The organism is Pseudomonas sp. 86_A, from assembly GCF_017491705.1.
GTDB lineage: Bacteria > Pseudomonadota > Gammaproteobacteria > Pseudomonadales > Pseudomonadaceae > Aquipseudomonas > Aquipseudomonas koreensis.
In genome coordinates this window covers 35093-49398 of sequence record NZ_JAFGYS010000014.1, presented here as the reverse complement: position 1 = coordinate 49398, position 14306 = coordinate 35093, and the positions used below count along the sequence as shown (strand labels likewise).

Annotated in this window: 14 protein-coding genes; 9 read left to right on the top strand and 5 right to left on the bottom strand. The window is 62.4% G+C overall.

Annotated elements, in window-relative coordinates; all coding sequences use genetic code 11:
• The first annotated feature begins 151 nt into the window (after positions 1–151).
• The gene (gene motA / locus J5M57_RS21265) at positions 152–1003 is read left to right on the top strand and encodes a flagellar motor stator protein MotA (RefSeq protein WP_207849126.1); all 852 of its coding nucleotides are present in this window, start codon (positions 152–154) and stop codon (positions 1001–1003) included.
• A 3-nt stretch (positions 1004–1006) separates the two neighbouring features.
• Positions 1007–2068, top strand: coding sequence for a flagellar motor protein MotB (gene motB / locus J5M57_RS21260; RefSeq protein WP_207849125.1), 1062 nt, complete (start codon positions 1007–1009; stop codon positions 2066–2068).
• A gap of 52 nt (positions 2069–2120) precedes the next feature.
• On the opposite strand, the gene J5M57_RS21255 is transcribed toward motB, so the two are convergent.
• The 4 genes from J5M57_RS21255 to rsgA all read right to left on the bottom strand — a co-directional run bounded on the left by J5M57_RS21255 (position 2121) and on the right by rsgA (position 5219).
• Positions 2121–2606, bottom strand: a complete 486-nt coding sequence (locus J5M57_RS21255; protein ID WP_207849124.1) for a toll/interleukin-1 receptor domain-containing protein — start codon at positions 2604–2606, stop codon at positions 2121–2123.
• A complete protein-coding gene (locus J5M57_RS21250; RefSeq protein ID WP_207849123.1) occupies positions 2606–3565 on the bottom strand; it encodes a caspase family protein in 960 nt (319 codons plus the stop codon). Before J5M57_RS21250 ends, J5M57_RS21255 begins: the two co-directional genes overlap by 1 nt.
• 2 nt (positions 3566–3567) lie before the next feature.
• A complete protein-coding gene (locus J5M57_RS21245; RefSeq protein ID WP_207849122.1) occupies positions 3568–3975 on the bottom strand; it encodes a TIR domain-containing protein in 408 nt (135 codons plus the stop codon).
• Between the two features lie 212 nt (positions 3976–4187).
• Positions 4188–5219 carry a small ribosomal subunit biogenesis GTPase RsgA gene (gene rsgA / locus J5M57_RS21240; protein WP_064585697.1) on the bottom strand — a complete coding sequence of 344 codons (1032 nt, stop codon included), beginning with the start codon at positions 5217–5219 and terminating at the stop codon, positions 4188–4190.
• Between the two features lie 107 nt (positions 5220–5326).
• Between rsgA and orn the strand changes: the two genes are divergently transcribed.
• Both orn and J5M57_RS21230 read left to right on the top strand, forming a co-directional pair.
• A complete protein-coding gene (gene orn, locus J5M57_RS21235; protein ID WP_064585698.1) occupies positions 5327–5869 on the top strand; it encodes an oligoribonuclease in 543 nt (180 codons plus the stop codon).
• 251 nt (positions 5870–6120) lie between these two features.
• Entirely contained in the window at positions 6121–6732 is a 612-nt protein-coding gene (locus J5M57_RS21230) for a trimeric intracellular cation channel family protein (RefSeq protein WP_064585699.1), read from the top strand.
• 104 nt (positions 6733–6836) lie between these two features.
• Here the strand turns inward: J5M57_RS21230 and queG are convergent, their stop codons facing one another.
• On the bottom strand, positions 6837–7901 hold the full coding sequence (gene queG, locus J5M57_RS21225) for a tRNA epoxyqueuosine(34) reductase QueG (RefSeq protein WP_083367178.1): 1065 nt from the start codon (positions 7899–7901) through the stop codon (positions 6837–6839).
• Between the two features lie 63 nt (positions 7902–7964).
• Here queG and J5M57_RS21220 point away from each other — a divergent pair, with 63 nt between their 5' ends.
• From J5M57_RS21220 to miaA, 5 genes are read left to right on the top strand one after another with little or no spacing between them, the layout of a single operon-like run.
• Positions 7965–9464 carry an NAD(P)H-hydrate dehydratase gene (locus J5M57_RS21220; RefSeq protein WP_207849121.1) on the top strand — a complete coding sequence of 500 codons (1500 nt, stop codon included), beginning with the start codon at positions 7965–7967 and terminating at the stop codon, positions 9462–9464.
• Positions 9452–9922 (top strand): tRNA (adenosine(37)-N6)-threonylcarbamoyltransferase complex ATPase subunit type 1 TsaE, encoded by a 471-nt coding sequence (tsaE, locus tag J5M57_RS21215; RefSeq protein ID WP_207849120.1) that lies wholly within the window; start codon positions 9452–9454, stop codon positions 9920–9922. Before J5M57_RS21220 ends, tsaE begins: the two co-directional genes overlap by 13 nt.
• Entirely contained in the window at positions 9923–11353 is a 1431-nt protein-coding gene (locus J5M57_RS21210) for an N-acetylmuramoyl-L-alanine amidase (RefSeq protein WP_064585703.1), read from the top strand.
• A 5-nt stretch (positions 11354–11358) separates the two neighbouring features.
• A complete protein-coding gene (gene mutL, locus J5M57_RS21205; protein ID WP_207849203.1) occupies positions 11359–13260 on the top strand; it encodes a DNA mismatch repair endonuclease MutL in 1902 nt (633 codons plus the stop codon).
• Positions 13260–14231, top strand: coding sequence for a tRNA (adenosine(37)-N6)-dimethylallyltransferase MiaA (gene miaA, locus J5M57_RS21200; protein ID WP_207849119.1), 972 nt, complete (start codon positions 13260–13262; stop codon positions 14229–14231). The genes mutL and miaA overlap by 1 nt, the downstream gene beginning before the upstream one ends.
• The last annotated feature ends 75 nt before the right edge of the window (positions 14232–14306 follow it).

Here is a 14306-nt window from a genome sequence, read left to right as displayed (position 1 = left end):
TCACTGACTGTAGACGCGCCCGGCATGGGCTAAATTGGCTTTTCGCCTGAACTGGCTATAGTCTGGCGCAGTTTTGCCGATAAGTAGAAGAAGAGATTTTTTAACTTCCGAATATGACCTTGAACCCGACTTAAGTAAGTACTCTCTACCTATGGCTAAAATTATCGGCATCATCGTCGTATTCGCGAGCGTGCTCGGCGGATACGTGCTCTCCCACGGCAAAATTGCCGCCCTGATCCAGCCCTTCGAGGTGATGATCATCGGTGGTGCGGCCCTCGGTGCATTCCTGCAGGCCAACCCCGGTTACATGACGATGCACGTGCTCAAGAAATCCCTGAGCATGTTCAGTTCGCGTTTCAGCCACACCTTCTATCTGGAAGTGCTGGGCCTGATCTACGAGATCCTCAACAAGAGCCGCCGCGAAGGCATGATGGCCATCGAAGGCGACATCGAAGACGCCGCCGTGAGCCCGATCTTCGCCAAGTACCCGGCCGTGCTCAAGGACGAACGCATGACCGCGTTCATCTGCGATTACCTGCGCATCATGTCCTCCGGCAACATGGCGCCGCACGAGCTGGAAGGCCTGTTCGACATGGAGCTGTACAGCCTCAAGGAAGACCTCGAGCACCCGTCCCACGCCGTGAACGGCATCGCCGACGCCATGCCCGGTTTCGGTATCGTCGCGGCGGTACTGGGTATCGTGGTGACCATGGCCTCGCTGGGTGAAGGCGACCAGAAATCCATCGGTCTGCACGTGGGTGCGGCACTGGTCGGTACCTTCTTCGGTATTCTCGCAGCCTACGGGTTCTTCGGTCCGCTGGCCCACTCCCTGGCCCACGATGCCAAGGAAGAGCTGAACGTCTACGAGGCCATCAAGGCTTCCCTGGTAGCTTCGGCTTCCGGCATGCCGCCATCGCTGGCCGTGGAGTTCGGGCGCAAGGTTCTGTACCCGGCGCACCGTCCAAGCTTTGCCGAGCTGGAACAAGCCGTTCGCGGTCGCTAAGCCATGGAAAATAATCAGCCGATAATCATCAAGCGCGTCAAGCGCATAGCCGGTGGGCATCACGGCGGGGCATGGAAAATCGCCTTCGCCGACTTCGCCACGGCGATGATGGCGTTCTTCCTGGTGTTATGGCTGCTGTCCACGGCCACGCCGGAGCAGAAGATCGCCATCGCCGGTTACTTCAAGGACCCGGTCGGCTTCTCCGAAAGCGGCACGCCGTACATCATCGACCTGGGCGGTACGCCGACCCTGGCGCCGGAAAACACCCTCAACCCCGAGGTGAAGTCGCAGCCGCAACCGGACAAGGTCACGGTCGACACCGAGCAGGTCGAAGGCATGGCCGAGCAGGTTGAGAAAGAGCGTCTGGAACTGTTGCTGCAAGAGCTGCAGAACAAGGTCGACGAGAACCCGCAGTTGCAGAAGTTCAAGGATCAGATCCTGTTCGAGATCACCCCGAACGGCTTGCGCATCCAGATCATGGACGCCGAAAACCGGCCGATGTTCGACTCGGGCTCGGCACGTCTGAAGCCGTACTTCGAAGACATCCTGCTGGCCATGGCCGACACCATCAAAGCGGTGCCGAACAAGATCAGCATCAGCGGCCACACCGATGCCAAGCCGTACACCGGCACCGGCGATTTCGGTAACTGGGAGCTCTCGGCCAACCGCGCCAACGCCGCCCGGCGTGCGCTGGTGGCAGGCAGCTATCCGGACTCGCAGGTGGCGCGGGTGGTGGGTTATGCCTCGTCGGCGCTGTTCGACAAGGAAAACCCGTTCAACCCGGTCAACCGCCGCATCGACATCGTGGTGCTGACCAAGAAGGCACAAGCGGCCATCGAAGGCTCGCAAGGTGCCGACGCGGCCAAGCCTGCCGCCGAAGGTCAGAACGGCGCCGCTCCGGCGACGCCGGTCGACCCGAACGCGCTGCCGGCGGATCAGCAACCGGTGCCGGCGCACGAGTTGCGCGAACGCTTGAACCTGTTCGACGACGCCGCACCAAAACCGGCCGAGCCGGGGGCTGCGGCTCCGCCAGCCACTGCACCGGCCCCCGCACCGAAGCAGTGACCGACAAAAAAGCCGACAGTGATGTCGGCTTTTTTGTGGCTGTCGATTGGCGTTAAAACCCCCGACGAATCCGGCTTTTCAGCTGTTCATGGAACAGCTCGGCATTGCGCTTGTAGGTGCCGCTGAAGGATTCGTTGCTGGAGTCCAGCGTCAGCGAGCGCCGGCTCGATTGTTCTTCACGGTAGGCATCGATGAAGAAATTCAGATCGTTGTCCGTGCTCAACTTCGGCCACTTGTCCAGGTACAGCGGCAATTGCGCCGGCCCGGTCCTGAACGAGCAGATGCGCCGGTTGCTGATGGTCGCCTCGCCGATTTCGAACGGCACCCACCACGACAACGCCGTCTTCTCCGACACCACTGCCAGCAAATGCGTGCATTCAGTGATGTTGCGCGTGATCACCCCGGTGATGTCGTCGGTGGTCTGCGATTCCGGGTCGAGCACGTCGAGGTAGGTTTTGATATTGGCCTGCATCAGGCGACTGTTGATGGCCATGGCCTGCGGGCGATCCATGTGGCGGTAGCTGATGAAAACCGGCATCAGAAGTGTCCTTTGAGGGCGAGTTCGCGGTAATAGGCGCCGAGTGCGGTGAGGCGGCAGCCGGTGGAGTGAATGGCGGCGTAATACATGTGTTCGGCGTCGACCGGTTCGATCAGGCTGTGGCGATTGCACTTTTGCAGTTGGGCAAAGACCTCGCCGTGTTCCGGGTCGAACGCCGCTTCGGTGGGTTCGTAGCTGGGATCAAGGGCGAACGTCGATTCGGCTTCGACAAACCATTCCGGCAGTTTGCGCAGGATCTCCTTGGGGATCAGCGGCGAGACCTCACGCAGGGAAATGAACTGCGAGACGTTGGTCTTGAACACCGGGCGCTGTTCCCAGGCATCGAGCGCGTTGTCGACGAAGGAGTACAGGCTGCCGGGGGTGATCTTGCCGAGGATATTCGCCGCGCCGCCGTGCAGGGCCTGCAGCAACAAACCGGTGAACACGCCGTGTTGCGCACCTTCCATGGCCGGCTCTTCCTTTTTGCAGGCGGTGAGGATGGTCATGCCTTCACCGACCACGCTGCTTTCACTGCGCAAGGCGCGTACTTCACCGGCCGAGCCGCCTTGGCAGCAATCGAGGATGATCACTTTGTTTTTGATGCGGGTGGCCTTGGTGGCCCAGTTGAGAACATCGCTGATGCGGATGCCGTCCTTGGCGTTGCGATAGTCCTGCGGGATCAGCATGCCTTCATCAGTGTCGACGTCGAAGCTGCCGTGGCCGGCGAAATACAGCAGAGCGACGTTGCAGTCGCCGGAAAACAGTTCGCGAATCTGGTCTTCCAGTTTCTCCCGACTCAGGTAGTCCTCTGCCGACGTCAGCACCACGTTCTTGAAATTCGGATCGCCATTGGCATCGGTTTTCAGCACCGAAGCCATGGCCATCGCGTCATTGCTGCAACCGCTCAGGCGCGAAACATGGGTGTAGTCGTTGATGCCGATAAACAGTCCCTTGCGCATGGTTACACCGCCGTTTGCTGACGGATGGCGCTGATGATGCTCTTGGTGCTCCAGGCGCATTCGGCGTGCGCCGCGTTGCGCACCACGCTGGAAATGCGCTCGGCGCCGAACGGCTTGATCGCAATGATCACTTTGCCCAGGCGCTTGGCGATCTCGATTTCCTTGTTGATCCAGGTGCTGTAGGTCGAATACATCCCGGCCATGATCAGCACTGCCGAGCAGGGACGGATCTTGTTTTCGATGGCTTGGGCAAGCTGCGCATCGGTCTGCGCCCCGACGATGGGGTTGTGCGGTGGCACCGAAAAGTTCTTGAAGCTGAAGTCCGGTTGCGCACCGAGCAGGCGCACCAGGTTGTCGTGAGCGTGGGCGTAGTTCCACGAATGGCTGATGAACAGGTGGTAGGTCTGCATGGGGTTCCTCGAAGGTCGCGAAGGTGCGAAGGAGGAACTCAATGTAGGCATCTGGAAAGCGCCTACAAGGGTTGGACGGTGAAACAGAAATGTCCTGCAAACGGGCGTGCGGGGGCCTTTCAGAAAGGTCTGACGTTTAACCAGATCGGGGATTTGTCAGGCGTGGTCCGACATCCGGCAGCCCTCGGTCGAGGTGCTGCCGTTGTGGATGTTTAGTAGCCGTTTTCCGGCAGGCTGGCGATGATCGAGCGGTAGCTGTTCATGCGTTGCTGCTGCACGCGGCCATCTTCCAGGGCCTTGAGCAGTGCACAACCGGGTTCGCGATCATGCTTGCAGTCGCGGAAGCGGCAGGTGCCGAGCAGGTCGTTGAACTCGATGAAACCGGCTTCGACGTCGGCGCGGCTGACGTGGCCCAGACCGAATTCACGGATACCCGGGGAGTCGATCAGTTCACCGCCACCTGGGAAGTGGAACAGGCGCGCGGTGGTCGTGGTGTGAGTGCCCTGGCCGGACAACTCGGACAACGGCCCGACGCGGGTGTCGACTTCAGGCAGCAGGCTGTTGACCAGCGACGACTTGCCGACACCGGACTGGCCGACGAACACGCTGATGCGCCCGTCGAGCTGCTGCTGCAACTGCTCCATGCCGTTGCCGTGGTGCGCCGAGACTTCCAGCACCGGATAACCCAGCGTGCGGTACACCGCCAGCAGCGCATTGAGCGCCGGGGCGTTCTGCTCGTCGATCAGGTCGAATTTGTTCAGCAGCAGCAACGGGCGGATGCCGGCGTGTTCGGCGGCCACCAGGTAGCGGTCGATCAGGTTGGCATGCGGCTCGGGCAGCGGCGCGAAGACGATGACGATCATGTCGACGTTGGCAGCTACCGGCTTGAGCTGGCCACGGCTGTCCGGGCGGCAGAGTTCGGTTGTGCGCGGCAGTTGCGCGACGATCACCCCGATGCCCTGGTTGCCGGCGCGCCAGACGACCCGATCGCCGGTTACCAGCGCTGGCAGGTTGGCGCGCAGGTGGCAGCGCGATACCTGGCCGGCCAGTTCGCCGTCCACGGCCTCGACCTCGACCTGCACACCGAAGTGGGCGATCACCAGGCCGTGTTGCTCTGGGCCCAGATCGCCGCCCTCGAGGGCTTCGACCGCCGAGGACTCGCGTTTGGCGGCGCGCGCGGCGCGCTCGCCCTGAATCTTTTCGATGCGCCAGTTTTGACGACGATTGAGTTGGCGTTTGGCCATGGGTGTTCCGTCTGAAGAATGCAGCGATTAGGTAAAACGGCCGCGAGTTTAGCACGCCCGGGCATCGGCCTAGGCTAAACTGCGCAGCATTGCCTAGGAGCCCGAATATGCAAAACCCGCAGAACCTGATCTGGATCGACCTGGAAATGACCGGTCTGGATCCGGAAAACGACGTCATCATCGAAATGGCCACCATCGTCACCGACAGTGACCTGAACACCCTGGCCGAAGGTCCGGTGATCGCCATCCACCACAGCGACGAAGTGCTCGCTCGCATGGACGAGTGGAACACCCGCACCCACGGCAACTCCGGCCTGACCCAGCGCGTGCGTGACAGCCGTATCAGCATGGCCGAAGCCGAAGCCGAAACCATCGCGTTCCTGGAACAGTGGGTGCCGAAGGGCAAATCGCCGATCTGCGGCAACAGCATCTGCCAGGACCGGCGCTTCCTCTATACCCACATGAAGGCGCTGGAAAGCTACTTCCACTACCGCAACCTCGACGTGTCGACGCTCAAAGAGCTGGCCGCGCGCTGGGCGCCGGACGTGCGTGACAGCTTCAAGAAGGGCAGCACCCACCTGGCGCTGGACGACATCCGCGAATCGATCGCCGAGCTGCAGCACTACCGCAAGCATTTCATCAAGTTCTAAGTGTCGGTGGAGGGGCTTTGTGGCGAGGGAGCTTGTCGAAAGGTCGCACCGTCCTGCTCGGCTGCGTAGCAGTCGCAAGACCTGAGTACGCGGTGAGGCTGTGTCGAGCGGGGATCGCTTCGCGCTCCATCGGGGATGAATCCCCTCGCCACAGCAAGCTCCCTCGCCACAAACGGCAATGCGCCTATTGCCCCCTTCTGGTGCGGCGCTGAAATGGCTAGACTGCGCGCCTTCCTGCCAGGACCGCCGCCATGTTGCTGATGCTCTATCTGATCGCCATTACCGCTGAAGCCATGACCGGCGCGCTGTCTGCCGGACGGCGCGGCATGGACTGGTTTGGCGTGGTGCTGATTGCCTGTGTCACGGCGTTGGGCGGCGGTTCGGTACGCGACGTGCTGCTTGGCCATTACCCGCTGACCTGGGTCAAACACCCGGAATACCTGGTGCTGACCTCGGCCGCCGCGATGCTCACCGTGTTCACTGCGCGCTGGATGCGCCACCTGCGTTCACTGTTTCTGGTGCTTGATGCGGTTGGCCTGGTGGCGTTCACCCTGATCGGCTGCATGACCGCTCTGGAAATGGGCCACGGCATGCTGGTGGCTTCGGTCAGCGGCGTGATCACTGGCGTATTCGGCGGCATCCTGCGCGACATCTTCTGCAACGACATCCCGCTGATCTTTCGCCGTGAACTGTACGCCAGCGTCTCGTTCGCGGCGGCGTGGTGTTACATGCTCTGCCTGTACCTGAATGTGCCGAGCGAGCAGGCGATCCTGATTACCTTGTTCGGCGGCTTCCTGCTACGCCTGCTGGCGATCCGTTTCCACTGGGAAATGCCCAAGTTCGTCTATAACGATCAGCCCTGACGCAATTCCCTGTAGGAGCTGCCGCAGGCTGCGATCTTTTGACTTTGATTTTTAAAAGACAAGAGCAAAAGATCGCAGCCTGCGGCAGCTTCTACATTGTGTGATTAGGCGAGGCCGTGTTGTTTCAGCGCCCACTCGACATGTTCCCGCACCAGCTCTGACGGGTAGTCGCGGCGCGCCTTCAAGGCTTCCAGCACCGGAATGCTCGACGGCGCATTGCCCAGGCCCACGGCCAGATTGCGCAACCAGCGCTCGTAACCGGCGCGGCGCAGCGGCGAGCCTTCGGTGCTGCTGAGAAACTTGTCCTCGTCCCACAGGAACAGTTCGGCCAGTTCGGCGTTGTCCAGATTGTGCCGCGGCTTGAAGTCGCTTTCCCCGGACGGCCGGGCGAAGCGGTTCCACGGGCAGACGATCTGGCAGTCATCGCAGCCGAACACCCGGTTGCCGATCAACGGGCGCAGGTCTTCGGGAATCGCGTTTTTCAGTTCGATGGTCAGGTAAGAGATGCAGCGCCGCGCGTCCAGCACATACGGACCGACGAAGGCGTTGGTCGGGCAAATGTCCAGGCACGCGGTGCAGCGTCCGCAGTGTTCGGTGCTGTGTGGTTCGTCCACCGGTAGCGGCAGATCGACAAACAGTTCGCTCAAGAAGAAATAGCTGCCGGCCTTGCGGTTGAGCACCAGCGTGTTTTTGCCGATCCAGCCCAGTCCGGCCTGCTCGGCGATGGCTTTTTCCAGCACCGGGGCGCTGTCGACGAATGCGCGGAAACCGAACGGGCCGATCTCGGCCTGAATCTTGTCGGCCAATTGCTGCACACGTTTACGGATCAATTTGTGGTAATCGCGGCCCAAGGCATAGCGCGAGACGTAAGCTTTCTCCGGTTGCGCGAGCATCTGCGCCATTTGCGTGTCGCCGGGCAGGTAGTCCATGCGCAGCGAAACCACGCGCAGCGTGCCGGGCACCAGCTCCTCGGGATGCGAGCGTTTGCTGCCATGGGCGCCCATGTAGTCCATTTCGCCGTGGTAGCCGGCGGCAAGCCAGCGCTCCAGGTGCTGCTCATGCTCGGCCAGGTCCAGACCGCTGATGCCGACTTGCTGGAAGCCCAGCTCGCGGCCCCAATCCTTGATCGATTGGGCGAGGGCGGGCAGATCTGTGGTGATGGCGGACATGAGGCGAGAGAAACCGGAGCTGAGGTGCGTATAATTCTGCCAGACATCGGAGCCCGAAGACGCATGCCGCACACGAAAGATGAATTACCCGACGCGCTGTACGCCGCCGCCCAGGTGCGCGAGCTCGACGCGCGGCTGATCGCTGCCGGTACGCCGGGCTTCGAATTGATGCAGCGCGCCGCGTATGCGTGCTGGCGCGCGCTGGTACGGCGCTGGCCCTCAGCCACTGAACTGACCGTGCTGGCCGGGCGTGGCAACAATGCCGGCGACGGCTATTTGCTGGCGCTGCTGGCGCAGCGTGCCGGGTGGACGGTGCGCGTGCTGGCGGTCGGTGAGCCGCAGCGCTTGCAGGGTGACGCGGCGCTGGCCCATGCCGAGGCGGTGGCCGAAGGTGTCGCGGTGCTGGGCTGGAGTGCCCAGGCCGAGTTGCGCGGCATTGTCCTCGATGCCCTGCTTGGCACGGGCTTGAGTGGCGAGGTGCGTGAACCCTATGCCGCAGCCATTGCCGCGATCAACACCAGCAGCCTGCCGGTGGTGGCGGTCGATATCCCTTCCGGGTTGTCGGCCGATACCGGGCGAGTGCTGGGTGTCGCGGTGCGTGCAGACCTCACGGTCACTTTCATTGGCCTGAAGCTGGGGCTGTTCACCGGCGATGCGGCAGATTGTGTCGGCGAACGGGTGTTCAACGATCTGCAGGCCAGCGCTGAAACCTATGCTGACATTCAGGTTGCGGCTCGCCGGCTCAATGCGGCTAATCTGCCGCGTCTGCCCGCGCGCGCACCGACCTCGCACAAGGGCCGCTTCGGTCATGTGCTGCTGATCGGTGGCGACCACGGGTTTGGCGGGGCGATCCTGCTCAGCACCGAAACCGCCCTGCGCAGCGGCGCGGGCATGGTCTCGTTGGCGACGCGCCCGGAACATGTCCCGGCGGCGCTGACTCGGGTGCCGGAAGTCATGGCGCTGGGCGCTTCATCGGCCAATCAGTTGATGGGCTTGCTCGAGAAAGTCTCGGTGCTGGTTGTCGGGCCGGGGCTGGGGCAGGCGAGTTGGGGGCGGGCGTTATTGTCGGCTGCGGCGAACGCGGCACTGCCACAGGTGTGGGACGCCGATGCATTGAATCTGCTGGCGGGCGGTGTTGTCAGTCTGCCCAAGGATTGCGTGATCACCCCGCACCCCGGTGAGGCGGCGCGTCTGTTGGGGATCAGTACCGCCGAAGTGCAGGCCGATCGTCCGGCAGCAGCGCAGGCGCTGAGCAAGAAATATTCGGCCGTCGTCGTGCTCAAAGGCGCTGGCAGCCTGATCGCCGATCCCGATGGACGTCTGGCGCTGTGTCATCAGGGCCATCCGGCCATGGCCACTGCCGGCCTTGGCGATGTACTTGCCGGTCTGACCGGCGCGCTGCTGGCGCAAGGCATGAACGGCTTCGATGCGGCGTGCCTGGCGGTCTGGCTGCATGCCAATGCCGGTGCGCAACAAGGTAAATTCGGCCGTGGGCTGGCGGCCAGTGATCTGATTCCAGTCATTCGTCAGTTGTTGGAGGAGCATGCACCGTGTCTGAAGTAACCCTGTACCTGGCCGATGAACAGGCCATGAGCGACTTTGGCGCACGGATCGCCCGCGTGACCCAGGGCCATGGCCTGATTTTTCTCGAAGGCAACCTGGGCATGGGCAAAACTACGCTGTCGCGGGGCATCATTCGCGGGCTGGGGCATGTCGGCGCGGTGAAAAGTCCGACCTTTACCCTGGTCGAGCCCTACGAGATCGGTGACATGCGCGCCTTTCACTTCGACCTGTATCGTCTGGTCGATCCGGAGGAACTGGAGTTTCTGGGCATCCGCGACTATTTCGAAGACGATGCCCTGTGCCTGATCGAGTGGCCCGATAAAGGTGCAGGCTTTTTGCCAAAGCCCGACCTGACCATTACCATTAGCCCGCAAGACAGCGGGCGTTCGCTGAAAATTTTATCCCAGGGCTCGCGTGGCGAGACCTGGTGTGCCGCTTTGGCATTGGAATCCAATTAAATGATGGGGTTAGGTATGCGCTTTCGCGCGTTGGTGGCTGCCGCAGGGTTGATGTTGATGGCAGTGGCCGTAAACGCTGTGGCCGACACGAAGGTCAACAGCGTGCGCCTGTGGCGGGCGCCGGACAACACGCGACTGGTCTTTGACCTGAGCGGCCCGGTGCAGCACAGCGTCTTCACCCTGACCGCACCGGATCGGCTGGTGATCGACATCAATGGCGCCACCCTGGGTGCACCCTTGAAAGTGTCGACCGCCAACACGCCGATCACCGCGATGCGCTCGGCCCAGCGCACGCCGACCGACCTGCGGGTGGTCATCGACCTGAAAAAAGCCGTCACCCCGAAAAGCTTCTCGCTGGCGCCCAACGCGCAATATGGCAACCGTCTGGTGGTCGACCTGTTCGACAATGCAGCCGATGCCGCGCCACCGCCTGCGCCAACGCCGCAAGTGGCGACAGTGCCGGCGGTGCCGGTCACCCCGGCAGAGCCGGCGATCAAGTTGCCGCCAGCCCCGGCCGGCAAGCGCGACATTATTGTGGTGATCGACGCCGGTCACGGTGGCGAAGACCCGGGCGCGTCCGGCTCGCGCGGCCAGCGTGAGAAAGACGTGGTGCTGCAGATCGCCCGCGAACTGCAGCGTCAGGTCAACGGCATGAAAGGCTTCCGCGCCGAGCTGACCCGGACCGGCGACTACTTCATTCCGCTGCGTGGCCGTACCGAAATCGCCCGCAAGAAGGGTGCCGACCTGTTCGTCTCGATCCATGCTGACGCCGCGCCGTCGGCGGCTGCCTTCGGTGCCTCGGTATTTGCCTTGTCCGATCGCGGCGCCACGTCGGAGACCGCCCGTTGGCTGGCCGACAGCGAAAACCGTTCCGACCTGATCGGCGGTGCCGGCAACGTCAGCCTCGACGACAAGGACCGCATGCTCGCCGGGGTGTTGCTCGACCTGTCGATGACCGCGTCGCTGACCTCCAGCCTCAATGTCGGCCAGAAAGTCCTGACCAACATCGGCCGGGTGACGCCGCTGCACAAACAACGTGTGGAACAGGCCGGGTTCATGGTGCTGAAGTCGCCGGACATTCCGTCGATCCTGGTGGAAACCGGGTTTATCTCCAACGCCAATGAAGCGAACAAACTCTCGGCATCGAGCCACCAGCAGGCGCTGGCCCGTTCGATCAGCAGCGGTGTGCGCCAGTTCTTCCAGCAAAACCCGCCACCGGGCACTTACATTGCCTGGCTGCGTGACTCCGGCAAGATCGCCCAGGGCCCGCGCGATCACCGCGTGAGCCCGGGCGAGACGCTGGCGATGATCGCGGTGCGTTATCAGGTGTCGCCTGCGACTCTGCGCAGCGCCAACAACCTCAGCAGCGATGAGCTGAAAGTCGGTCAGCACCTGACCATTCCCGGCACCGAACTGGCGTCCAAAGAATGAATCAGGTGTTGAGCGCCGCACGCATCGAACTGCTCAGCCCACGGCTGGCGAACCAGATCGCCGCCGGTGAGGTGGTTGAGCGCCCGGCTTCGGTGATCAAGGAACTGTTGGAAAACAGCCTCGACTCCGGTGCCAAACGCATCGACGTCGATGTCGAGCAGGGCGGTGTCAAGCTGCTGCGGGTGCGCGACGATGGCAGCGGCATTTCCGCCGACGACCTGCCGCTGGCGCTGGCCCGTCACGCCACCAGCAAGATCCGCAACCTCGAAGACCTCGAGCAGGTGATGAGCCTCGGTTTTCGCGGTGAAGCACTGGCGTCGATCAGCTCGGTGGCGCGCCTGACCCTGACCTCGCGCACCCGCGACGCCGATCAGGCCTGGCAGGTGGAGACCGAAGGTCGCGACATGGCGCCCCGCGTGCAACCGGCGGCGCATCCGGTCGGTACGTCGGTGGAAGTGCGTGACCTGTTCTTCAACACCCCGGCGCGGCGCAAGTTTCTCAAGACCGAAAAAACCGAATTCGATCACCTGCAAGAAGTGATCAAGCGTCTGGCACTGGCGCGTTTCGACGTGGCTTTCCACCTGCGCCACAACGGCAAGACCATCCTCAGCCTGCACGAGGCCCATGATGATGCGGCCCGCGCCCGGCGTGTGGCAGCCATCTGCGGCTCGGGCTTCCTTGAGCAGGCGCTGCCGATTGAGATCGAACGCAATGGCCTGCACCTGTGGGGCTGGGTCGGCTTGCCGACGTTCAACCGCAGCCAGGCGGATCTGCAGTATTTCTTTGTGAACGGCCGCGCGGTGCGCGACAAACTGGTGGCCCACGCGGTGCGCCAGGCTTATCGCGACGTGCTGTTCAACGGTCGTCATCCGACCTTCGCGCTGTTTTTCGAGGTCGATCCGGCAGCGGTCGACGTCAACGTGCACCCGACCAAACACGAAGTGCGTTTCCGCGACGGGCGCATGGTGCATGACTTCCTTTACGGCACCCTGCACCGCGCGCTGGGCGATGTGCGTCCGGAAGATCAGCTGGCCGGCTCTGTCACCACCGCCGTCGTCCGTCCAACCGGCATCGAGGCCGGCGAGTTCGGCCCGCAGGGCGAAATGCGTCTGGCGGCCAACGCGCTGCTGGAGCAGCCGCAGGCGCAACCGGCGTTCAACACCTCGTCCGGAGCCAGTGCGGGCGGCGCTTATCAGTATCAGTACACGCCACGGCCACAATCCGCGGTGCCGCCAGCCGCCGAGGCGCAAGCCGCGTACCGCGAGTTTTTTGCGCCGTTGCCGGAGGCCAATGCCAACGCGCTGCCGGCTGGCCAGGAAGATATTCCGCCGCTGGGTTACGCGCTGGCCCAGCTCAAGGGCATCTACATTTTGTCCGAGAACGCCCAGGGGCTGGTGCTGGTGGACATGCACGCCGCCCACGAGCGGATCATGTACGAACGCCTGAAAATCGCCATGGCCAGTGAAGGCTTGAGCGGCCAACCATTGCTGGTGCCGGAGTCGCTGGCGGTCAGTCAGCGTGAAGCCGATTGCGCCGAAGAACACGCAGCATGGTTCCAGAAACTGGGCTTCGAGCTGCAGCGTCTGGGCCCGGAAACCCTGGCGATCCGCCAGATCCCGGCACTGCTCAAGCAGGCCGAGGCCAACCGCCTGGTGGGCGATGTGCTGTCGGACCTGATGGAATACGGCACCAGCGACCGGATTCAGGCGCATCTGAACGAACTGCTCGGGACCATGGCCTGCCACGGCGCGATCCGCGCCAACCGGCGCCTGGCCCTGCCGGAAATGAACGGCCTGCTGCGTGACATGGAAAACACCGAACGCAGCGGTCAATGCAACCATGGTCGACCGACCTGGACCCAATTGGGCCTGGACGATCTGGACAAACTATTCCTGCGCGGTCGTTGATGAGCCAGCTTCCTCCAGCGATTTTCCTGATGGGCCCGACCGCTGCGGGCAAGACCGACCTGGCCATCGAGCTGACCAAGGTGCTGCCGTGCGAGCTGATCAGTGTCGATTCGGCGCTGGTCTATCGCGGCATGGACATCGGCACCGCCAAGCCGTCGAAAGAGCTGCTGGCCGAGTTTCCGCATCGGCTGATCGATATTCTTGACCCGGCGCAGGCTTATTCCGCCGCCGATTTCCGTCGCGATGCCTTGCAAGCCATGGCTGAAATCACCGCACGCGGGAAAATTCCGCTGCTGGTGGGCGGGACGATGCTCTATTACAAGGCCTTGGTCGAAGGTCTGGCGGACATGCCAGCGGCGGATCCCGAGGTCCGCGCGCAGATCGAAGAAGAGGCTGCACGCCTTGGCTGGCAAGCTCTGCACGAGCAATTGGCGGTGATCGACCCGGAGTCAGCGGCGCGCATTCATCCCAATGATCCGCAGCGCCTGAGTCGGGCGCTGGAGGTTTATCGGGTCAGCGGTCAGAGCATGACGGCCCTGCGTCAGCAACAATCTGCGCAAAGTACTGAAGCAGCCGCTTCGGGACGGCAACAATTGCCCTATACTGTCGCGAACTTGACCATTGCCCCGGCAAATCGTCAGGTACTGCACGAGCGCATTAAACAAAGATTCACAAATATGCTGGAACAGGGGTTCATCGACGAGGTCGTAGCCCTGCGTAATAGAAGTGACCTGCATTCCGGGTTGCCGTCTATACGTGCGGTAGGCTACCGCCAAGTCTGGGACTACCTGGATGGCAAGCTGTCGTTAGCCGAAATGCAGGAACGCGGCATCATTGCCACGCGTCAATTGGCCAAGCGCCAGTTCACCTGGCTGCGCAGCTGGGATGATCTGCACTGGCTGGACAGTCTTGATTGCGACAATCTGCCACGCGCCTTGAAATACCTTGGGACCATCTCCATATTGAGCTGAGTCCTTGCAATTGCCGTCTATCCTTGGGGGTGTGGCGGCCAAAGCCATCTGAATTACCTATTTTTTATTATTGAA